This is a genomic window from Falsiroseomonas oleicola (genome assembly GCF_019029495.1).
Lineage (GTDB): Bacteria > Pseudomonadota > Alphaproteobacteria > Acetobacterales > Acetobacteraceae > Falsiroseomonas > Falsiroseomonas oleicola.
On the sequence record NZ_JAERQM010000001.1, the window covers coordinates 1,079,317 to 1,098,913 of the forward strand.

At 69.9% G+C, this 19,597-nt stretch carries 20 protein-coding genes; 5 read left to right on the forward strand and 15 right to left on the reverse strand.

What is annotated here, in order from left to right:
* Positions 1-58: 58 nt before the first annotated feature.
* Positions 59-832, reverse strand: a complete 774-nt coding sequence (locus JJQ90_RS05160; RefSeq protein WP_216873376.1) for a short-chain dehydrogenase/reductase — start codon at positions 830-832, stop codon at positions 59-61.
* Between the two features lie 5 nt (positions 833-837).
* Complete coding sequence (locus JJQ90_RS05165; protein WP_216873377.1) at positions 838-2,379, reverse strand: acetolactate synthase large subunit; 1,542 nt, start codon at positions 2,377-2,379, stop codon at positions 838-840.
* A gap of 192 nt (positions 2,380-2,571) precedes the next feature.
* On the opposite strand from JJQ90_RS05165, the gene JJQ90_RS05170 reads away from it, so the two are divergent.
* Both JJQ90_RS05170 and JJQ90_RS05175 read left to right on the forward strand, forming a co-directional pair.
* Complete coding sequence (locus JJQ90_RS05170; protein ID WP_216873378.1) at positions 2,572-4,830, forward strand: fused MFS/spermidine synthase; 2,259 nt, start codon at positions 2,572-2,574, stop codon at positions 4,828-4,830.
* Between the two features lie 69 nt (positions 4,831-4,899).
* On the forward strand, positions 4,900-5,358 hold the full coding sequence (locus JJQ90_RS05175) for a hypothetical protein (protein ID WP_216873379.1): 459 nt from the start codon (positions 4,900-4,902) through the stop codon (positions 5,356-5,358).
* A 24-nt stretch (positions 5,359-5,382) separates the two neighbouring features.
* Here JJQ90_RS05175 and JJQ90_RS05180 read toward each other — a convergent pair whose 3' ends face one another.
* Positions 5,383-6,534 (reverse strand): helix-turn-helix transcriptional regulator, encoded by a 1,152-nt coding sequence (locus JJQ90_RS05180; RefSeq protein ID WP_216873380.1) that lies wholly within the window; start codon positions 6,532-6,534, stop codon positions 5,383-5,385.
* A 137-nt stretch (positions 6,535-6,671) separates the two neighbouring features.
* On the opposite strand from JJQ90_RS05180, the gene fdhD reads away from it, so the two are divergent.
* The 3 genes from fdhD to JJQ90_RS27250 are packed head-to-tail and all read left to right on the forward strand — an operon-like array spanning position 6,672 to position 8,369.
* On the forward strand, positions 6,672-7,565 hold the full coding sequence (fdhD, locus tag JJQ90_RS05185; protein ID WP_216873381.1) for a formate dehydrogenase accessory sulfurtransferase FdhD: 894 nt from the start codon (positions 6,672-6,674) through the stop codon (positions 7,563-7,565).
* The gene (mobA, locus tag JJQ90_RS05190) at positions 7,555-8,247 is read left to right on the forward strand and encodes a molybdenum cofactor guanylyltransferase MobA (protein WP_216873382.1); all 693 of its coding nucleotides are present in this window, start codon (positions 7,555-7,557) and stop codon (positions 8,245-8,247) included. The genes fdhD and mobA overlap by 11 nt, the downstream gene beginning before the upstream one ends.
* Complete coding sequence (locus JJQ90_RS27250) at positions 8,244-8,369, forward strand: hypothetical protein (protein ID WP_268958577.1); 126 nt, start codon at positions 8,244-8,246, stop codon at positions 8,367-8,369. Before mobA ends, JJQ90_RS27250 begins: the two co-directional genes overlap by 4 nt.
* A gap of 115 nt (positions 8,370-8,484) precedes the next feature.
* Here JJQ90_RS27250 and JJQ90_RS05195 read toward each other — a convergent pair whose 3' ends face one another.
* The 12 genes from JJQ90_RS05195 to JJQ90_RS05250 all read right to left on the reverse strand — a co-directional run bounded on the left by JJQ90_RS05195 (position 8,485) and on the right by JJQ90_RS05250 (position 19,546).
* Complete coding sequence (locus JJQ90_RS05195) at positions 8,485-9,732, reverse strand: molybdopterin molybdotransferase MoeA (protein ID WP_216873383.1); 1,248 nt, start codon at positions 9,730-9,732, stop codon at positions 8,485-8,487.
* A gap of 12 nt (positions 9,733-9,744) precedes the next feature.
* A complete protein-coding gene (gene mobB, locus JJQ90_RS05200; RefSeq protein WP_216873384.1) occupies positions 9,745-10,257 on the reverse strand; it encodes a molybdopterin-guanine dinucleotide biosynthesis protein B in 513 nt (170 codons plus the stop codon).
* A 75-nt stretch (positions 10,258-10,332) separates the two neighbouring features.
* Positions 10,333-11,529 (reverse strand): formate dehydrogenase subunit gamma, encoded by a 1,197-nt coding sequence (locus JJQ90_RS05205; RefSeq protein WP_230410341.1) that lies wholly within the window; start codon positions 11,527-11,529, stop codon positions 10,333-10,335.
* Positions 11,529-12,125 carry a formate dehydrogenase FDH3 subunit beta gene (gene fdh3B / locus JJQ90_RS05210; protein ID WP_216873386.1) on the reverse strand — a complete coding sequence of 199 codons (597 nt, stop codon included), beginning with the start codon at positions 12,123-12,125 and terminating at the stop codon, positions 11,529-11,531. The genes JJQ90_RS05205 and fdh3B overlap by 1 nt, the downstream gene beginning before the upstream one ends.
* A gap of 2 nt (positions 12,126-12,127) precedes the next feature.
* Positions 12,128-15,052 carry a formate dehydrogenase subunit alpha gene (locus JJQ90_RS05215; protein ID WP_216873387.1) on the reverse strand — a complete coding sequence of 975 codons (2,925 nt, stop codon included), beginning with the start codon at positions 15,050-15,052 and terminating at the stop codon, positions 12,128-12,130.
* 32 nt (positions 15,053-15,084) lie between these two features.
* Positions 15,085-15,309, reverse strand: coding sequence for a twin-arginine translocation signal domain-containing protein (locus JJQ90_RS05220; RefSeq protein ID WP_216873388.1), 225 nt, complete (start codon positions 15,307-15,309; stop codon positions 15,085-15,087).
* 23 nt (positions 15,310-15,332) lie between these two features.
* Positions 15,333-15,944, reverse strand: a complete 612-nt coding sequence (locus JJQ90_RS05225) for a TorD/DmsD family molecular chaperone (RefSeq protein WP_216873389.1) — start codon at positions 15,942-15,944, stop codon at positions 15,333-15,335.
* 186 nt (positions 15,945-16,130) lie between these two features.
* Complete coding sequence (locus JJQ90_RS05230) at positions 16,131-16,730, reverse strand: DUF3306 domain-containing protein (RefSeq protein ID WP_216873390.1); 600 nt, start codon at positions 16,728-16,730, stop codon at positions 16,131-16,133.
* Entirely contained in the window at positions 16,727-17,245 is a 519-nt protein-coding gene (locus JJQ90_RS05235; protein ID WP_216873391.1) for a DUF3305 domain-containing protein, read from the reverse strand. Before JJQ90_RS05235 ends, JJQ90_RS05230 begins: the two co-directional genes overlap by 4 nt.
* On the reverse strand, positions 17,242-18,288 hold the full coding sequence (locus JJQ90_RS05240) for a DUF6352 family protein (RefSeq protein ID WP_216873392.1): 1,047 nt from the start codon (positions 18,286-18,288) through the stop codon (positions 17,242-17,244). The genes JJQ90_RS05235 and JJQ90_RS05240 overlap by 4 nt, the downstream gene beginning before the upstream one ends.
* On the reverse strand, positions 18,285-18,827 hold the full coding sequence (locus tag JJQ90_RS05245) for a DUF6505 family protein (RefSeq protein WP_216873393.1): 543 nt from the start codon (positions 18,825-18,827) through the stop codon (positions 18,285-18,287). Before JJQ90_RS05245 ends, JJQ90_RS05240 begins: the two co-directional genes overlap by 4 nt.
* Positions 18,824-19,546, reverse strand: coding sequence for a biotin/lipoate--protein ligase family protein (locus JJQ90_RS05250; protein ID WP_216873394.1), 723 nt, complete (start codon positions 19,544-19,546; stop codon positions 18,824-18,826). The genes JJQ90_RS05245 and JJQ90_RS05250 overlap by 4 nt, the downstream gene beginning before the upstream one ends.
* Positions 19,547-19,597 lie beyond the last annotated feature (51 nt).

Sequence of the window (19,597 nt, forward strand, 5' to 3'; positions counted from 1 at the left end):
GTCCGCCGCAACCACGCCGTGGGCTGGCGACGCTCATCGGGGACTGGAACAGGCTGATTCAGCCTCGAAACATTCCACCACCATCCACATCCACCACGGTACCGTTGATATAGCCCGCCCGCGGCGAGGCCAGGAAGACCGACAGGTCCGCGATCTCCGCAGCCTCGATGGCGCGGCCATAGGGCAGGCCGGTCAAGGTCTCCGCCCAGCGTTCCGGATCGCCGAACTTCAGTTGGGCGTTGACCCGCGCCTGGGTCTCCATCCGGTCCGTGCGGGTCGCCGCCGGGTTGATGCCCAGCACCCGCACGCCGCTGGCCTGCGCCGCGCCGCCGAGCGCGGAGGTGAAGGCGATGAGCGCCGCATTGCCTGTGCCACCGCAGATATAGCCCATGCGCGGCGCGCGGCCGGCCATGCCGATGATGTTCAGGATGACGCCGGCGCCCTTCGCCTCCATTCCGGCGTAGTACATCTGGCACATGTGGATATAGCCCAGGACCTTCAGGTCCCAGGCCTGCTGCCAGCGGGCGAAGGGGATATCCTGCAACCGGCCAGCGGGGATGGCGCCGGCATTGTTCACCAGGATGTCGACCTCCGGGAAGGCTGCGTGCAGCCTCTCCCGCTCATCCGGCTTCGACAGATCGGCGGCCAGGCTTTCCACTCGGATCTGCGCAGCACCGCGCAGCGCATCCGCAGCGGTGGCGAGCGTCGCCGCATCCCGCCCCACCAGAACCAGGTCGCAGCCCTCCGCCGCGAAAGCCTGGGCGCAGGCCAGGCCGATGCCCTTCGAGCCGCCGGTGATGAGCACGCGCTTGCCGGCCAGTTGCAGGTCCATGCGGCTCAGACCTCCATCTCGATCAGGAAGGGGCCATCGGCGGCGAAGCTCTGCTGCATCAGGTCGGCGACGCCCTCCAGCGTGTTGGTGCGCGCCGCTTCCACCCCCATGCCATTGGCCAGCTTCACCCAGTCGAGGTTCGGATTGCCGAGGTCCAGCATGTCCATCGCCGTGCGGCCCGGATTGGCGCCGACGCCGTGATACTCGCCGATCAGGATCTGGTACTTGCGGTTGGAGATGATGACGGTGGTCACCGGCAGCCTCTCCCGCGCCTGGGTCCAGAGGCCCTGGAGCGTATACATGCCGGAGCCATCGGCCTGGAGGTTGATGACCCGCCGCCCCGGCGCGCCAATCGCCGCGCCCGTCGCCAGCGGAATGCCGCAGCCGATGGCGCCGCCGGTGATGTGCAGCCAGTCATGCGCCGGCGCGTTGTGGGTGAACTTGTAGAAGCCGCGGCCGAAGGAGACCGATTCATCGGCCACCACGGCATTGTCGGGCATCAGAGCCGCCAGGGTCTGCGCCAGGCCCTCCGGCGTCGGGGTGCCGCGGCCGGGCTGCGGCCGGGGGCCGGGGTCGAGGAAGGCGGCGGCGGGCGCGCCGAGTTCATCGGCCAGCGCGGTCAGCGCCTGGATCGGATCGGCCTCGTAGCGCGTCAGCAGCAGGATGTCCGCATCCTCGCGGTGATGGCGCGAAGGCTTGTTGGGATAGGCGAAGAAGCCGACCGGCGCCTTGCTGTTGACCAGGATGATGGTGGTGTAGGGCTTCAGCGCCTCGATCGCGAGATCGACCGGATAGGGCACGCGCTCCAGCTGCATGCGGCCCTGGCCGCGCTCGACACGGCTGTTCGACATCTCGGCCAGCACATGGGCGCCCGTCGCCTGGGCAATCCGCCAGGCCAGCGCCTGCGCCTGCTGCGTCAGCGCCAGGCCGCCGAGCAGGATCAGCACGTTCTTCCGGCCACGCAGGGCATCGGCGGCGTTGCGGATGGCCAGCGGATCGGCCTGCGGCGCGGCCGGCACCGGCAGCGCCGCGGCGCCACCATCCGGCGCCTCGTCCCAGCACACATCCGATGGCAGGATCAGGGTGGCGATCTGGCCCGGGGAGGTGCGCGCCGCCTGCACGGCCACGGCGGCATCGCGCGCCACTTCGGTGGCCTTCTCCACCGTCCGGACCCAACCCGAAACGCCCCGGGCGAAACCCTCGGTATCGGCGGTCAACTGGGCGTCCAGCGGGCGGTGATAGGTGGCCTGGTCGCCGACGCAATTGACCATGCCGGAACGCGCGCGCCGCGCATTGTGCAGATTGGCCAGGCCATTCGCCAGGCCGGGGCCGCAATGCAGCAGGGTCGCGGCCGGCTTGCCGGTCATGCGGAAATAGCCATCGGCCATGCCGGTGACGACATTCTCCTGCAGGCCGAGCACGCAGCGCATGCCGGGGATGCGGTCCAAGGCCGCGACGAAATGCATCTCGCTGGTGCCGGGATTGGCGAAACATGTGTCCACCCCCGCGCCCAGCAGGGTGTGCACCAGACTTTCGGCTCCGTTCACCACAAACCTCCCCAACACGATGTCCGCAGGGTGCGCGGCCCGGCACGAGGCGGCAAGGGTGCCTCATGAATGAACATGCATCCATGTTGTGTCCGGATGGTGACGAGCGGATTTACGTCCTGCAATCCGCCCGCCATGGTTGACATTCGCGTGAGGAGGGGGGCTTCCGCGCGATTCTGGGGAGCGGTGGGCATGCCACGCCTGGCGATTGCGTTCTTCTGTTCCGGCTTTGCGGCGCTGCTGTGCCAGATCGTCTGGCAGCGCATGCTCGGCATTTTCGCAGGATCCGACACGATCTCGGCGGCCCTGGTGGTGGGCGCCTTCCTGGCCGGGCTTGGCCTGGGTTCGATCATCGGCGCCAAGCTGGCCGACCGGCTGTCGCCCTGGCACGCGCTGCTCGGCTTCGCCGTGGCGGAGGCCGGGGTCGCCGGATTCGCCCTGGTCTCCAAGCTGTTCCTGTATGACTTTCTGGCAACCGACCTGGCCGGCGTGGTGGACAGCCCGGTGGCGATCTTCGCGCTGTGCTTCGCCGGGCTGGTGCTGCCGACGACGCTGATGGGCGCCTCCCTGCCGCTGCTGGCGCGGGCCATCGCCACCAGCCTGGACACGGTGGCGGAACGGGTGGGCAGCCTCTACGGGCTGAACACGCTGGGGGCTGGCCTCGGCGCGCTGCTGGGCGGCTGGGTGCTGGTGGGGCATCTGGGCTTCGTCGGCGCCCTGGCCCTGGCGGCGGGGCTCGACCTGTTCGCCGCCGCCCTGGCGCTGACGCTGCTGCCGGGCCTGTCCCGCGTGGCGCCGGCACCGCCCGCCCCTTCGGCCCGCGCGCAGGCCCCGGCGGAGCCCTTCGGCAGCCTGCGCCTGTGGTGCCTGCTGGTCTTCCTGTCCGGCTACATCATCGTGGCGCTGGAGATCGTCTGGGTGCGGCTGATGGGCCAGGTGGGTCAGTATCACGCCTATCTCTTCCCCACCGTGCTCGGCATCTTCCTGCTGGCCGATGGGCTGGGCATCGCCGTGGCGTCGCGCATGGTGCGGCGCATGCGCGACCCGCGGCCGGCCTTCTTCCTGACCCAGGCGGGCGGCTTCGCGCTGGGCGCGGCGCTGATCCTGCTGCTGATCTGGGCGCTGCCGCATTGGCCGGTCAATCAGTTCGTCTCCGCCGACATGCAGCGGCTGCGCGATGGCGGGCTGGTGACGACCGTCCTGCTGACGCTCGCCGTGGTCGGCCCGCCGAGCTTCCTGATCGGCATGACCTTCCCCTTCGTGCAGCGCGCCGTGCAGCAGGACCTGGCCAGCGTCGGCGCCCGCGTCGGCTGGGTGCAGTTGGCGAATATCCTGGGCAATGCGGCGGGGTCGATCCTGACCGGCCTGGTCACCTTCCATCTGCTGGGCACCGCCGGCACGCTGCGGCTGCTGGCGGCGTTGTCGCTGCTGCTGATGCTCGGCTGGCTGTGGAAGGCCGGGCGCGGGAGGCGGCCGGAGATGGCGCTGGCGGCGGCCTGCGGCGTGGCGCTGGTGGCGCTGCCGGGCAATGCGGCGCTGTGGTCGCGGCTGCATGCCGAACAGCCGCACCAGGTGGTGGACTGGGCGGAGGACCGCTCCGGCATCGCCTTCTTCCGCGATGAGAACCGGGCGGAGGGCGGGCCGCACGGTCCCTTCTTCATCCAGGGCTTCAGCCAGGGCCGCATTCCCTTCCTGCCGATCCATCAGTTCCTGGGCGCGGTCGGGCCGCTGCTGCATGCGGATCCGAAGAACGTGCTGTGCATCGGCATCGGCTCCGGCGGCACGCCCTGGGCGGCGGGCGTCTCACCCCGGACGGACTCGGTCCGCGCGATCGAGCTGGTGGGGCCGGTGCTGACCGCCCATGCCGGCATCGCCGCGCGCTACCCGGACAGTCCGATCGCGACGATGCTGTCCAACCCGCGCTGGCAACTGGAATATGGCGACGGGCGCCGGGCACTGTCCCGGGGCGAGACGCTGTATGATGTGATCCAGGCCGATGCGATCCTGCCGGAGGGCTCGCATTCCGGCCTGCTCTATTCCGCCGAGTTCCTGGAACAGGTGCGCCGCCGCCTGGCGCCTGGCGGGATCTATGTGCAATGGGGGCCGACGGAGCGCGTGGTGGCGACCTTCGCCGCGGTCTTCCCGCATACGCTGCTGCTGATGCCGGGCAGCGTGCTGATCGGATCGGACAGCCCCATCCCCTATGACCCGGCCGAGCTGGCGCGACGCTTCGCGCAGCCGGAGGTGATCGCCCATCTGGAACGGGGGAATCGCGAAACCCGTGACTATGGCTGGATGTTCGATGAGCCGGCGCTGGTCTGGCAGCCCGGCACGGCCCGCCCGGAACCGGTGCTGACGGATGTCTTCCCGCGCGACGAATTCTACCTGAACAACGGCGTCACCCACACCCTGGCGCTGCGGCGGACGGAGCAGTTGCTCGGGGTGGAATGATGCCGGGGCGGATGGCGCCAGGCCGGGCGGCGGGATAGGGTCTTCGTCCCTGGTCCTGGATGACGCCGCATGAAAAAAGTTCTTCTGGTCGGCTTCCTCTGCGGTGCCCTGGCGGTGATCGTGTTCCACCAGGGCACGCTCTATGTGCTGTACCACCAGTTCGCGCTGATCAAGATGCTGGGCGTGCCGGATGCCTTCCGGCCCGGCGCCGCGGGCTTCAACATCCGCCCGGTGCCGCCCTTCGGCGTGCCGCAGGTGCTGTCCCTGGCCTTCTGGGGCGGGGTCTGGGGCATCGTGCTGGCGGGGCTGATCCGCTGGGGGCGGCTGCCGGACCTGCTGACCGGCTTCCTGCTGGGCGCCGTGATCTGCACCGTGGTCGGCTTCACCCTGGTGGCGGAGTGGCGCGGCGTGCCGATGTGGGCCGGCGGCAACACCATTGTCTGGGCGCGCGCGGCGCTGCTGAACGGCGCCTTCGGCTGGGGCACGGCCTTCCTGATGCGGCCCTTTTCCATCGGCGGCGGCTACTGAGGCGCAAGCCTCGGCCCGCCGGGATCAGCCGCTCAGCCGCCCCAGCAGCGCGGTCAACTCGGCCAGGCTCCGGCATCCGGTCTTGCGGCGCACCGCGGCGAGGTGGCCGCGCGCCGTTTCCACCGCGATGTTCCGAGTCGCGGCGTGCTGCGCCACGGTCCGCCCGGCCGCCAGCGCCGCGGCAAGAAGGGCCTCCGCCGGGGTCAGGCCGAAGGCCTGGCGCAGCAGCGGCGCACGCGGGCGCGGGCGGTTGCTGTCATCGGTCACCAGCAGCATTGCGCCGGTGAAATCCTCCGGCATGCCGAGGGCCGCGATACGGCGCAGGGGCAGAACCTGGACGATATAGGGGGGGCGCCCGCTGCGTCGCGGCAGGGCGACACCGGCGGCCGCCGGCATCATCCTCACCTTGCCGGTGGTCGCCTGGATCGCGGCACCCACGGCCTGGGACAGGGCATGGCGTGCCTGCGCATTCGGCGTGGAGAGGCCGCTGTCGCCCCCCAGGGCAAGCCCATCGCCCTGGGCCGCCATCGCTTCCACCGCCGGGTTGGTCGCGACGACGCGGCGGTGGCGATCGAGCAGCACCACGCCCTGCGGCAGCGCGGCGAAGCCGCTGCGCAGCGCATTGGCCGTCTGCCAGCCACTCGCGGCCAGCCGCGCTTCCATCAGCAGGGCACGGCGCAGATGCAGGAACAGCGGCGTCAGCAGCGCTTCCTCCGCCGCCCCGAAGGGCTCGGCGCGGGCAGAGCGGTGGAAGGCGATGCGGCCGACCATGCCGTCCGGACCCTGCATCATCGCCGACAGGCAGTGGAAGGCGCCGTCGCGCTTCGCCTTCCACTCATTCCAGATGGCGGAGGCGCGGTAGCGGCGCATCGGCACCACCCGGTCCATGTTCAACACGCCTTCCCCGTGGCGGGAGGCCGCGGTGGCCCAAGGGTCGCGATGGATCCAGTGGGTCTGGTAGTCTGTGGTGACCTCGGTGGCGAGGCCGGCACCCTCGCAGCGGCTTTCACGCAGCACGCCCCGCTCATACTGCATCAGATGCACCGCATGGGTGCTGGTCTGAAGCGCGCGGGCCACTGGCTCGATCGCGGCGGTCAGGCCGCGCCCATCGACCAAGGACGCGTACAGGTCCAGCGCATGGGCCTCGGGCGACGACAGGTGCGACGGCTCGATCACGTATGCACAATACCATGTTGCCGGAAATGTGTAAGCGATCGCGGGTTGCTGATGGTGTTTTCTTTGTACGATTCCCACAAGGGCAACCTGCCCGCTGCCCGCTTGCGGCCAGCCCGGCGCGGCGCCACCTTCCCCACATGTCCTCGCTCCGCGTCCAACCCGACCCCTCCGACCCCCGCCTGACCCGGCGCCTGACCGGGCTCGACCAGACCGGCAAGGCGGTGGAGACCAGCGTCACGGTCGAACGCGCCCTGACCTTGTTCCTCAATGGGCAGGAGATCGTCACCATGATGACGATCCTCGACCGGCCGGAGGAGCTGGCGCTGGGCTACCTGCTGAACCAGGGCATGCTGCGCCGGACCGATGCGGTGACCGCGGTGGAGTATGACGAGGATCTGCAGCTCGTCATCGTCCGCACCGAAACGCCGACCAATTTCGAGACCAAGCTTCGGAAAAAGACCCTGACCTCCGGCTGCGCGCAGGGCACCGCCTTTGGCGACCTGATGGAGGATTTTGCTACGGTCGAACTGGCGCCCGAAGCACGGCTGCGCACTTCCTGGCTGTATGGCCTGCTCGGCCGCATCAACACCCTGCCGAGCCTGTATCTGGAAGCCGGCGCCATCCATGGCTGCGCCCTGTGCCGGCAGGATGCGCCGATCGTCTATATGGAGGATGTCGGCCGCCACAATGCGGTCGATAAGATCGCCGGCTGGATGTTCCGGGAGCGCGAGGCGCCGGAGGACAAGATCTTCTACACCACCGGCCGGCTGACCTCCGAGATGGTCATCAAGACCGTCCGCATGGGCATCCCCATCCTGATCTCCCGCTCCGGCTTCACCGCCTGGGCGGTGGAACTGGCGCGGGAGGCGAACCTGACCCTGATCGGCCGCTGCAAGGGCAAGCGCTTCCTGGCCCTGGCCGGCGAACAGCGCATCGTCTTCGATGCCGATCTGACCCATGTGCCGGAGGAATCCGCGAAACACTGGCGCAAGAACAGCGCCGAGGCGATGGGCCGCGCCGATGCGGAATGACACGGTCGCGCCGGAGGCGCGCAAGACTCTGGCGGTGGTGCTGGCCGGCGGGCTGGCACGACGCATGGGCGGTGGCGACAAGCCGCTGCGGCTGCTGGGCGGGCGGCCGCTGCTGGACCATGTGCTGGAACGCCTGCGGCCGCAGGCGGCGACGACCATCCTGAACGCCAATGGCGATTCATCCCGGTTTGCCGACTGGGGCCTGACCGTGGTGGCGGACAGCCTGCCGGATCATCCCGGCCCGCTGGCCGGCATCCTCGCCGGGCTGGACTGGGCGGCAGAGGCCCGGCCCGACCTCGCCTGGGTGGTCTCGGTGCCCGGGGATTCACCGCTGATCCCGCCCGATCTGGTGGCACGGCTGCACCAGGCGCGGGCGCAGGCCGGCGTGCCGCTGGCCTGCGCCCGGTCGGACGGCCAGACCCATCCGCCCATCGGCCTCTGGCCCGTGGCGCTGCGCGGGGCGCTGCGGCAGGCGCTGCTGGAGGGCGAGCGCAAGATCGACCGCTGGACGGCGCGGCACGGCATCGCCCATGCCGATTGGCCGGTGACGCCCCTCGACCCCTTCTTCAATGCCAATGCGCCGGAGGATCTGGCGCAGGCCGAGGCGCTGCTGGCCTTGCAACGCAACGCCCCTGATCCGATACAGGAGGGTGCGGAGTGGAAACGGAGCGCGTCCCCATGAAATCCATCCTGATCGGCGCCCTGGCGGCCATCATCGTCGCCATCGGCGCCTATGCCGTGCTGGACAACAACTTCCAGCAGACCGCCGACCAGCGCTACGCGACGCAGGGCGTGCGGCTCTGATCGCTTGATACCAACGGCCCATCCGCGTGACCGCTCCGGGCCGCCCTCCGGCGGTTTGGCTTCGCCGCATAAGCGGCGGCGGCCGCTCGGACCGGTCAAGAGACCGGCGGTATAGTCAGAATATCCCGCGATAGGGCAGCACCCGGATTCGGTCGCCGGGGCTGACCGTGGTGATGTCCTCCGGCAATTCGGCCAGGGCATCGGATTGGGTGAGCGAGGTCAGCAGCCCCGCACCCTCCCGCGCGAATTTCTCCGCCACCGGCAGGCCGGCGGCCTGGGTCAGGCGCACCCGCACATATTCGCGCCGGCCTTCCTTCTTGCGATAGGCGAAGGCGGCCTCGGCGGGGAAGCTCGGCAGGGGCTCAGGCAGGGCGCCGGCCAGGCGCAGCACCAGCGGGCGCGCCAGGTGCAGGAAGGTGACCACGGCGGCCACAGGATTGCCCGGCAGTCCGACGACCGGCGTGCCGCCGATCACCCCCATCGCCGCCGGCCGCCCCGGCTTGATCGCCAGGCGCCAGAACACCAGCCGCCCGCCCTGTTCGATGGCCGCGCGCACATGGTCGGCCTCCCCGGTCGAGACACCGCCCGAGGTCAGCAGCAGGTCGTGCCGTGCGGCGGCCCCGGCCAGGGCCGCGGCGGTGGCGGCGGGCTCATCCGGCAGGATGCCGAGGTCGCTGGCCTCCACCGGCAGCCCGGCGAGCAGGGCCAGCAGGGTGAAGCGGTTGGAATCATAGGTCCGCGCCGCGCCCAGCACCGTGCCCGGCTCCGCCAGCTCGTCGCCGGTGGAAAACACGCCGACGCGCACCCTGCGGCGCAGCTCCAGCGTGGTCAGGCCGAGCGCGGCGGCCAGGCCGATATCGGGCGGCAGCAGGCGGCGGCCCTGCGGCAGGGCCAGCGCGCCCTGGGCCACATCCTCCCCGGCCGGGCGGCAATTGGCGCCGCGCTTCAGGCCAGGCGCCAGCAGCACGGCACCCTCCGCCTCCCGCGCATCCTCCTGCATCATCACTGTATCGGCGCCTTCGGGCATCGGTGCGCCGGTGAAGATGCGCAGCGCGGTGCCGGGCGCGATCGGCGCCGCCGCCTGCCCGGCCTGGAGGCGTCCGGCGAGGGGCAGGCGCGTTTCGCCCGCCGGGGCCAGGTCGGCATGGCGGAAGGCATAGCCATCGACGGCGGAATTGAAGAAGGGCGGCAGCGGCAGCGGGGCATGCAGGGCCTCCGCCAGCACCCGCCCGGGCGCGGCCAGCAGCGCCACGCGTTCCACCTCCGCCAAGGGCGGCACGCGGTCGGCAATCAGCGCCTGCGCCTCATCCACCGACATCAGGCGACCGCCAAAGGCGAAGCAGTCGTCGCTGAGCTGGGCCAAGTCCTGCCTCCTTCAGCCTTGCAGCACATCCCGCAGCGGGATGGCGCCTTGCAGCAGCAGATCGGCGATCCCCGCGATATCGTCCAGATGCCGATGCGGCAGGGTGGTGTCCGGCGCCGTGTCGCTGGCCACGGCGATGATCGCGCTGTCCGCCGGATGCAGCCAGGGCTTGGCATTGGCCTGGCGGAAGACCTCGATCTTCGGATGCGGGTCGCGCTTGAAGCCCTCCACGATCACCAGGTCCACCGGGTCGAAGCGAGTCAGAAGCTGTTTCAGGCTTGGCTCCGGCGTCTCCCGCAGCTCCGTCATCAGCGCCCAGCGGCGGGCGGAGGAGACCAGCACCTGCCGCGCCCCGGCTTCCCGGTGGCTGTGGCTGTCCTTGCCGGGCTGGTCGATGTCGAAGGCATGGTGGGCGTGCTTCAGGGTGGAGACGGACACCCCCCGCGCGGCCAGTTCCGGGATCAGCCGCGTCAGCAGCGTGGTCTTGCCGGAACCGCTCCATCCGGCCAATCCGATCAGGCGCATCAGGTCATCCAGACAGCGAAAGGGCCGGTCATGGCTTCCACCATGGCCGGCCCGCTTCGGGCAAGGGGCTGAAAGTCAGTCGGCGCCGAGGGGCCGGGCGGCGGTCGGGCCGGTCACGGTGCCACGGGCCTTGCTGAGCTCCTCCTCCACCCAGAGGGAGTGGTGCTCCTTGGCCCAGTTCAGATCGACCTCGCCGGAGCCCATGGCATGGAAGGCGCCCTCCATCCCCAGCGTGCCGATATAGATATGCGCCAGCATCGCGGCGACCATCAGCACCGAAAGGATGCCGTGGACGATATGGGCCAGTTGCTGCCCGGCCATGTCGGTCACGGCGAAGGGGAAGATCAGCACATAGCCGGACAGCGCCACCAGCGTGCCGCCGAGCACGGTGATCCAGAACACCACCTTCTGCCCGGCATTGAAGCGCTTCGCATCCGGATGGCCATGGCGCAGCATCCCGCCACCCGCCTTGATCCAGGCCAGGTCGACCTTGTCCGGGATATTGTCCTTCACCCAGATCAGGAACAGCAGCACGATGCCGAGGGTGAAGGGGAAGGCCAGGTAGTTGTGCGCGATCTTGCCCCACATGCTGACGGCGGTGAAGGCCTCCGGCCCCAGCAGCGGCAGCAGCAGGTAGCGGCCGAAGGTCAGGTTCAGGCCGGAGAGGCCGAGCACGATGAAGCTGCTGGCCGTCATCCAATGCGCCGCGCGCTCGAACAGGTTGAAGCGCTGGATGGTGCGGCCGGAGGCGCCGGCATCGATGCGGATGCGACCCTTGACCAGGTAGAACAGCGCCAGGATCGCCAGCATGCCAAGCACGGCGATGCCGCCCACCAGGGTCAGGGTGCGGTTGTGGAAGGTCCGCCAGTCCTGGCCCTCGGGCTGGATCAGCGTGGCCGCGCGCGCATCGGGGATGGTGATGCGGCCGGTGATACGCTCCCCGCGCAGCGCCGCCTGCAACTCCAGCTCCTCGGCCGAGGGCTGGCCACGGTCGCTGAAGGGCGCGGGAGTCGGCGCCTGGGCGGAGGGTTGGCGCGCCTGCGGCGCGGTGACAGCCGCCGCCGCCGCGGGCGCCGGCGTGCCGGTGGGCGTATCGCCCTGGATCGTCGATTCCGGCACCTGGCCGCTGCCCTGGCCGCCGCTGGCGGGGCCGACTTCCGGCACCGGCGCCTGGATTTCCGGCGTCCCGGCCGCGGGCGCGCCAGGCTGGGTCTGTGCAAGGGCGGGCGTTGCCAGAAGCAGCGCCAGCGCGAGGGTGGGGGCGAGGCGCATCATACCGTCACCGTCTCGCGATAGGCGGTATGCCAGCCCCAGGCGCCGGCGCCATAGCCGCGCTGCTGCACGCGTTCGCGGTAGATGGTGGCGATCATCTCGCCATCGCCAGCCAGCAGTGCCTTGGTCGAGCACATCTCGGCGCAGAGCGGCAGCTTGCCCTCGGCGATGCGGTTGGCGCCGTATTGCGTGTATTCGACGATGGTATTGTCCTGCTGCGGCCCGCCGGCGCAGTAGGTGCATTTGTCCATCTTGCCGCGGCCGCCGAAATTGCCGACGCGCGGATATTGCGGCGCCCCGAAGGGGCAGGCGTAGAAGCAGTAGCCGCAGCCGATGCACAGGTCCTTGTCGTGCAGCACGATGGCATCCGCCGTCGTGTAGAAACAGCTGACGGGACAGACCGCGGCGCAGGGCGCATCGGTGCAGTGCATGCAGGCCATGGAGATCGACCGCTCGCCGGGCTTGCCGTCATTGATGGTGACGACCCGGCGGCGGTTGATGCCCCAGGGCACCTCATGCTCGTTCTTGCAGGCGGTGACGCAGGCGTTGCATTCGATGCAGCGGTCGCTGTCACAGAGGAACTTCATGCGCGCCATGATTAGGCACTCCTGATCTGGCAGAGCGTGACCTTGGTTTCCTGCATGAAGGTCACCGGATCGTAGCCATAGGTGGTGATCGCATTGACGCTCTCACCCAGCACGATCGGGTCGGTGCCCTGCGGATACTTGCTGCGCTGGTCCACGCCCTGGAACCAGCCGGCGAAGTGGAAGGGCATCCAGGCGACGCCCCGGCCGACGCGCGGTGTCACCATGGCCTTCACCCGGGCCTTGGAATTGCTCTCCGGCCCCATCACCCAGACGAACTGGCCGTCGCGGATGTTGCGGGCGGCGGCGTCCTCCGGGTTGATCTCGACGAACATGTCCTGCTGGAGCTCGGCCAGCCATTTGTTGGAGCGCGTCTCCTCGCCGCCACCCTCATATTCGACCAGACGGCCGGAGGTGAGGATGATGGGGAAGTCGCCCGCCACCTGATGGCTGCGGTTCTGCACGGAGACACCCAGATGCGGCAGGCGGAAGCCGCGGCGGTCCGGCAGGGTCGGGTATTGCGCGATCAGGTCGGTCCGCGGCGTGTAGATCGGCTCGCGATGCACCGGCACCGGGTCGGGAAGATTCCATGCGACCGCGCGCGCCTTGGCATTCCCGTACGGAACACACCCATGCTCCATGGCAACGCGAATAATGCCGCAGGAGAGGTCGGTGGCCCAGGAGAAGGTGCCGCCATTGCTCTCGATCCAGCCGCGTTCCGCCTCCGTCAGCTCCTCATACCAGCCGAGGCGCTTCAGCACCGCCACGGTGAATTCCGGGTAGCCGTCCTGGATCTCGGAGCCCAGCGAGTAGGAGCCTTCCGCCAGCAGCGTCTGGCCCTCACGCTCCACCCCGAAGCGGGCGCGGAAGGTGCCGCCGCCGTTCTTCACGTGCAGGTTGGTGTTGTAGAGCACGTGGGTGCCGGGGTGCTTCATCTCCGGCGTGCCCCAGCAGGGCCAGGGAAGGCCGTAGAATTCGCCCGCCACCGGGGTGCCGGGGGCGCCGCGCAGGGTCACCAGGTCGAACTTGTCCTGGTGTTCCATGTGCAGCTTCAGGCGTTCCGGCGACTGGCCGGAATAGCCGGTGCTGAGCGAGCCGCGATTGATCTCGCGCAGGATGCTCTCGGCGGTCGGCGCGTTGTTCCGGATCTCGTAGGGCTTGAACATCTCCTCCCGGAACCGGATGGGCATGCCCTTGCGCTCCGCCGCGCCATCCAGCGCGCCGGCGAGCCGGTACATCAACTCATAGTCCGTCTTCGATTCGAACAGCGGCGCCACGATCCGCGCGCCCCATTGGACCGAGCGGTTGGAGGCGCTGCGGCTGCCGTCGCATTCGAACTGCGTGGTCGCCGGCAGGAGGTAGGTGTTCTCCTTGCGGTCGGCGAGCACGGCGAAGGTGGTGGGATGCGGGTCGGCGACGACCAGCAGGTCCAGCGCCTCCAGCCCCTTCACCGCCTCCGGCATGCGGGTGACGGTATTGCCGCCATGGCCCACCACCAGCATGCCGCGCAGCCGGTCCCGCTGCTGGATCTGGTCTTTTGGAAGTGTGATGGCATCGAAGTAGCGGGTGGTGGGAATGCCCGGGGTGCCCATCATCGCGGCGCTGTCGAAGCGCGGGATCATGTCCTCGTAGCGAACATTCCAGACGCGGCACCAATGGCGCCAGGCATTCTCGTCCAGCCCGTAATAGGCCGGCAGCGTGGTGACATCGAGACCGAAGTCGGTCGCGCCCTGCACGTTGCAATGGCCGCGGAAGATGTTCGCGCCGCCGCCATTGTTGCCGACATTGCCGGTGGCCAGCAGCAGGATGGAGAAGGCGCGCACATTGGCGGTGCCCACGGTCTTCTGCGTGGCACCCATGCACCAGATCAGCGTGGACGGCTTCTGGGTGGCGAAGGCCTCCGCCACCTTGCGAAGCTGCGCGCCCGGCACGCCGGTGACGCGCTCCACCTCCTCCGGCGTCCATTTCGCGCATTCGGCGCGGATCTGCTCCATGCCGTAGACGCGCTGGGCGATGAAGTCCTTGTCTTCCCAGCCGTTCGCAAAAATGTGGTGCAGCATGCCCCAGATGATGGGGATGTCGGTGCCCGGCCGGATGCGGACGTATTCATTCGCGTGGGCGGCGGTGCGGGTGAAGCGCGGGTCGATGACGATCAGGTTGGCGCGGTTGCGTTCCTTGCCGGACAGCACGTGCTGGAGGCTGACCGGATGCGCCTCCGCAGGATTCCCGCCCATGATGATCATGGTCTTGGAATTGCGGATGTCGTTGTAGGAGTTGGTCTGCGCGCCGTAGCCCCAGGTGTTGGCGACGCCGGCGACCGTGGTCGAGTGGCAGATGCGCGCCTGGTGGTCGACGCTGTTCGTGCCCCAGAAGGCCGCGAACTTGCGGAACAGGTACGCGCCCTCATTCGAGAACTTGGCGCTGCCCAGAAGAAACATGCTGTCCGGCCCGGATTCCTGCCGGATCGTCATCATCTTGTCGGCGATCTCGTTCAGCGCGACGTCCCAGGACAGACGCTGCCACTGCCCGCCCACCAGCTTCATCGGGTATTTCAGGCGCCGGTCGCCATGCACCAGCTCGCGGACCGAGGCGCCCTTGGCGCAATGCGTGCCGCGGTTGATCGGGCTGGCCCAGGTGGGCTCCTGCCCGGTCCAGACGCCGTTCTGCACTTCCGCCGTGACGGTGCAGCCGACCGAGCAATGGGTGCAGATGTTCTTGATCCGCTGCACCGGCTTGCTGAAGTCCTGCACGCCCATGGCGGCACCCGGCGCAGCCTGCGCGCGCGAAGCCCCGAGCGAGCCCAAGGCTGCGAGTCCCGCCCCGGCGAAACCGGCCTGACGCAGGAAGCTCCGGCGGTCGAGACCGCCGGAGGAAAGGCCCTGATAGGCAGCGGACAGGCGCTGGCGTGCGGCCTTGCCCTCGGAGCGCTTGATCAGCATCTGGCGTGCTCCCCGTTCTTGTTCATCGGTGCTTATTCGTAGCGATTGGTGCGATAGAAGGCCTGCACATCGGCGGAATCGGCCTGGTAGCGGGCCGCCACGCGCTGCTGCGCATTCTCCTTCCGGGCATCGCGGGCCGGCACGCTGTCGGCGCGCTGTGCCAATGCGGGCGCCACGGCGGCGGCGGCGGCGGTTCCGAGGCCAAGGGCCTTCAGGAAGCCGCGGCGGACGGGCGCTTCACGTCCCTGTTCGTTCATCTCTTGGCACTCCCCAACAGATATCAGGCCGGCAGATCCGCTGCCGCGGCCTCAAGCTCCACGGCCAGACGGCCGAGCCGCCCAACCGCACGGTAGAAATCCGCCATCTCCGCCTTCTCCAGATCCGCGAAGAAGCGCGCGGCCCAGGGGCGGATATGGCGGGTGAAGAAGGGCGCGGACGACCCGGCCTCGCTCGGGAAGGCGCCTGCCAGCAGGCCGGCGAAGGCCTCGCAGACAAAGGCGATATGGTCTTCCGGTTCCGCGATGCCCTCCGCCCGCTCGATGCCCAGCCGGCCGAGGTCGCCGCGCAGATCGGCCAAAGGCCGTTCATGCAGGAAGCCGGTCAGGTAGTAGCTGGCATAGGGCAGCAATTCGCCGCGCCCGACGCCGATGAACAGATGGAAGAATTCCTTCTCGGCCGCCTCGGCCCTGGTCCGGCCGGCGGCATCGGCCAGGGCCGCATAGGCCTCACCCAGCTCGCCCGTCTCGCCGCGCAGCGCCCGCATGCGGATCAGCAGCCCGGCATCCGGCGGGGCGCCCAGCAGCCGGCCGAGCAGCGCGAACAGCCGTGCCCGCTCGGCATCCACCGGGTCCAGCCTCGTCTCCAGCACCGCCGCCTGCGCTTCTTCGGTCATTCGCGTCAATCAAGCCTCGTGCAGCGTCGCACAGCTCCCCAGCCATGTTCGACCCGCAGGAATGTACAGCCAAGCCCAAAGCCAGGCCATCTGCAAGCATTTGATATTTAATTGAGAATTGTTCTCAACTGGGCGGAGCCGGAGGGCCCGCCATAAGGCAGGAGGCAACCATGGCCTGGGATAGAGCTAGCTGGGCAGGGCCCCACCATGGCGCCGCCGCGGGGCGCCGGGCTCGGGTGTCGGCTCGGCGCGCGGCTGGCTCGCGGGCACAGCCTCGGGGGCCGCTTCCGCGACCAGTTGCGGGGCGGCCGGTTCGGCTTCGGGTTCAGCCTCCGCTCCCTCCGCCGTCGTCGCCTCTGGCGGCGCCTCCTCCCGCTCGCCGATCGCCTGGGCCAGCAATTCCTTCAGGTTGCCGCCCAGGTCGAAGCTGAAGCCGGGCGGCATGCCGGCCGCGGTGTTGTAGTCCCAGGCATAATCGGACGGGCCGATGAAGTCGCGAATGCCCGGGTCGAGGCTCCACATCCGCCGCAGCGCGGCGCTGCGCAGCGCCGTCGGAATGCCGGGGCGCAGGAAGGCGGTCAGGTCGCTGCCGAGATCCAGATCCTCGATCCGCGGCAGGGCCGTGAGGTCCAGCTCGGGCTCCGCCGGCGCCGGACAGTCCCCTTCCGGGCGCGGCGCCGGCGGGGGCGACTCGACCTTCTCCGGCTCCGGCTGGGGCGCCTCCGCCTCCGGCGCGCGCTTGCGCCGCGACCAGCGGCTGAGGAAGCCCTCCTCCTCCCCGCTCATCCTTCCCCCGTCAGGCGGCTGCGATGGGCCAGCGCTTCGGGGTCCGCCTGGTCGCGCTTGCGCTTCCAGAAGCCGCGTTCCTTGTGGTGGCGGGCGACGAACTCCGTCATCACCGCCAGCAGGCGCGGTGGCATGGGCAGGGATTCCAGCAGGTCCTGCCCCACATCGGCATAGAGATGCGCCTCCCCCGGATCGGCCGTCACCGTCTGCAGATGAAAGCCCGGCGCGGCCTCGATGGGCCGCAGCAGCACCCAGACCAGGGGCTGGGCGGAGGCGAGGTTGTGGCGGTAGTTGTCGGTGTCCGTGGGGTGCAGCGCCACATCCGCACTGCCGGCGAAGAAGACGGTGCGGCCCGGCTCCTCCCGCAGCACGGTCCAGGGCGGCACGTCCGGCGCTTCCTCCAGCACCTCGATGGCGCGCCAGGCGAATTCCGCCCAGCGGGTCACGCCGGGGCGGCGTTCCACCAGCACCGCCAGCGGGATGAACAGGCTTTCGGGGTTGTGCGAGCGGGTCATGCGCCCGTCTCCCGCGCCCGCAGCGGCAGGCCGGTGACCAGGTTCTGCGGCTTCATCCGCAGCTTCTGGGCCGCATCCATCGCCAGCGCCAGATAGACCGGCCGCCCCGCGACCCGCGGCAGCACGCGGGAGGTTTCCGAGAACTCCAGAACGCCGAGCCACAGGATGCGGGCCAGCCGCGCCTGCTTCACCTTCTTGCCCTGCCAGAGGTCGTTGGCGATGGAGGTCGCCTCCGCATCCAGCCCGACATGCCAGGTCCAGTTGTGGTCCTCGATCACCGGCACCGGGCGGATTTTGACCTGCTCGCCGATCACATGGCCGATGAAATGCTCCAGCGCGCGGGCCAGGCCGTGCTGGCCGGGACGGTTCTCGGCGATATCCAGGGCGAAATCATGCGCGTCGGAGCGGCCGCGATACAGCGGCGCCGTCTCCTCCGAGAGCACATCCAGCTCCACTTCGCGCGGCGGCGACCCGGCTTCCACCAGCAACTGGCCGAGCGGCCCGAAGCCGCCATCGCCGCCGCGCGCCTCCAGAAACTCCTCATCGGCCAGCAACAGGGCGCCATGGTGGATGGCGGCACGCTGTGGCCGGAAGAACAGCTCGGCGGCGCGGAGCACGAAGGGGTCGTCCACGCCTTCCAGGGCGGCGCGGGTGACCAGATGGGTCAGCATCTGAAGGAAGATCGGCGGCACGCCCTGCACGCCATTGCGGAACAGGTCGAGCCAGGCGGCCTCCAGGCTCGGCTGCGCCGCGACACGGTCGCGGAAGCCCAGAAAGACGCCGAAATTCTCCCGCGCATCGGGGTCGGCCAGACCGGCCAGTTCGGCGGCCGGGACCACCCGCATCGGCTCCAGCAGCAGGGCCGCGTGCAGCGCGCGTTCCGCCGGGCAGGCCTCCTCCGGCGGCACCAGCTCCGGCCGGGCGCAGAAGGCGCGCCAGAGGTCGGGCGTGCCGAGGATGCGGCCCTGATCGTCGCGGTCGCAGAGGTGATGGCCGCTGGCGACCCAGAAATCCCCCGGGGCGAGGCCGGCCGGCGTGGTCATGATTTCAGGCGCCTCGCGAATGCGGTCAGGTCGGGATGTTCCGGCGCCTCGTCCTCGACGACGGAGAAGACCGGCAAAGTGGTGAACTGGGTATGCGGCGCCTCGCGCCGGTGCAACGTGCGAAAGCTCTCGCGCACCTCCCCCTCCTCGACGCGGCGGGACAGGGCCAGGACGGTGCCGGGCGGGTGGTCGCAGAGGCTTTCGGCGAAGGCCAGCTCCTCCCGCGCCGCCGCCATCGCGGCCGCGTCGTCGGGCGCGCCGTGATGGGTACGGATGCGCCGGGCCAGGGCGGCCAGGGCAGTCGCGTGTTCCGCCTCCGTCACCTCCGCGACTTCGACCAGGGTGGACCAGCCAAAGGACAAAAGCCCCAGAAAGCCGCCGCGAAAGGCCTGACGGCGCTTGCCGGCGAGGGTTTCGGGCGGCGTGTCCCAGAATTCGAAGCCGCCCGGCACCGCCCATTCGCCGGGCTCGGCGGGCTGTTCGAAGATGACGGTGTCGGAGGGGTCGAGGCGCAGGCAGCGCGGCAGGTGGCGGGTCATGCGGCGACCAGCGCCTCGGCCAGGGCGTGCATGCGCCGCGTGCCATCCTGTTCCAGCACCAGGGCGCCGGTGGCGGGGTCCAGGCCACGTCGCGCGGCGCCCATCCAATCCTCCGCATCCAGCCGCGCCAGGTAGCGTTCGGCGAGCCGGGAAAAGCCGCCCTGGCGGCCCGGATGCTGCCATTCGGCCAGGCCCGCCATCAGATGCCGTGCCCAGGCGGCGGTGAGGTCGGTGGCGGAGAGATCCTCCTCCAGCCAGCCTTCCTCCCGCAACGCGGTCTGGTGCAGGCCATGGCCGGGCTCCCAGCCCGTTGGAAAGATCAGCCGGGCCTCGATGCCCACCACCAGCCAGTCCGGCACCGCATCTTCTGGCGTGCCGGGGGGCCAGGCGAGCCGGGCGCGACCGACCTCCCCGGCATTGATGCGCAGGCGGTCGGGCCAGCCGAAGCTGACCGGCACCTCCGCCGGGCCATAGGCGCCGATCGCATCGGCGAAGGCGCTGGCGGCGGCGAACAGGGCCGGGCGGGCGGCGGCGAGCGGCGTTTCGGGTTCCAGCACCACCGCCACCTCCACCCGGGCCAGGGACCGCACCCAGACCAGCGTGCCGGCGCCGTGGCCGGGCGCGGCCTCGATGGCGCGACGCATGGCGTCGCCGCCACCCTCCCGCAAGGCGATGACGGGGTGGAAGACGGGCGGCAATTCGGGCAGGCCGGTTGTCACGGCGGCGGTGTCTTTCCCGGTATCCCTCGCAAGCAGGCGAGACCATGGATA

Coding starts and splice junctions, on each gene's coding strand:
- JJQ90_RS27250 (WP_268958577.1), top strand. CDS start 8,244: ATGAAATCCATCCTGATCGGCGCCCTGGCGGCCATCATCGTCGCCATC.
- JJQ90_RS05230 (WP_216873390.1), bottom strand. CDS start 16,730: ATGAGCGGGGAGGAGGAGGGCTTCCTCAGCCGCTGGTCGCGGCGCAAG.
- mobB (WP_216873384.1), bottom strand. CDS start 10,257: ATGCGCCTGATCGGATTGGCCGGATGGAGCGGTTCCGGCAAGACCACG.
- JJQ90_RS05225 (WP_216873389.1), bottom strand. CDS start 15,944: ATGACCGAAGAAGCGCAGGCGGCGGTGCTGGAGACGAGGCTGGACCCG.
- mobA (WP_216873382.1), top strand. CDS start 7,555: ATGCGGAATGACACGGTCGCGCCGGAGGCGCGCAAGACTCTGGCGGTG.
- fdh3B (WP_216873386.1), bottom strand. CDS start 12,125: ATGGCGCGCATGAAGTTCCTCTGTGACAGCGACCGCTGCATCGAATGC.
- JJQ90_RS05235 (WP_216873391.1), bottom strand. CDS start 17,245: ATGACCCGCTCGCACAACCCCGAAAGCCTGTTCATCCCGCTGGCGGTG.
- JJQ90_RS05240 (WP_216873392.1), bottom strand. CDS start 18,288: ATGACCACGCCGGCCGGCCTCGCCCCGGGGGATTTCTGGGTCGCCAGC.
- JJQ90_RS05220 (WP_216873388.1), bottom strand. CDS start 15,309: ATGAACGAACAGGGACGTGAAGCGCCCGTCCGCCGCGGCTTCCTGAAG.
- JJQ90_RS05215 (WP_216873387.1), bottom strand. CDS start 15,052: ATGCTGATCAAGCGCTCCGAGGGCAAGGCCGCACGCCAGCGCCTGTCC.
- JJQ90_RS05245 (WP_216873393.1), bottom strand. CDS start 18,827: ATGACCCGCCACCTGCCGCGCTGCCTGCGCCTCGACCCCTCCGACACC.
- fdhD (WP_216873381.1), top strand. CDS start 6,672: ATGTCCTCGCTCCGCGTCCAACCCGACCCCTCCGACCCCCGCCTGACC.
- JJQ90_RS05170 (WP_216873378.1), top strand. CDS start 2,572: ATGCCACGCCTGGCGATTGCGTTCTTCTGTTCCGGCTTTGCGGCGCTG.
- JJQ90_RS05175 (WP_216873379.1), top strand. CDS start 4,900: ATGAAAAAAGTTCTTCTGGTCGGCTTCCTCTGCGGTGCCCTGGCGGTG.
- JJQ90_RS05160 (WP_216873376.1), bottom strand. CDS start 832: ATGGACCTGCAACTGGCCGGCAAGCGCGTGCTCATCACCGGCGGCTCG.
- JJQ90_RS05205 (WP_230410341.1), bottom strand. CDS start 11,529: ATGCGCCTCGCCCCCACCCTCGCGCTGGCGCTGCTTCTGGCAACGCCC.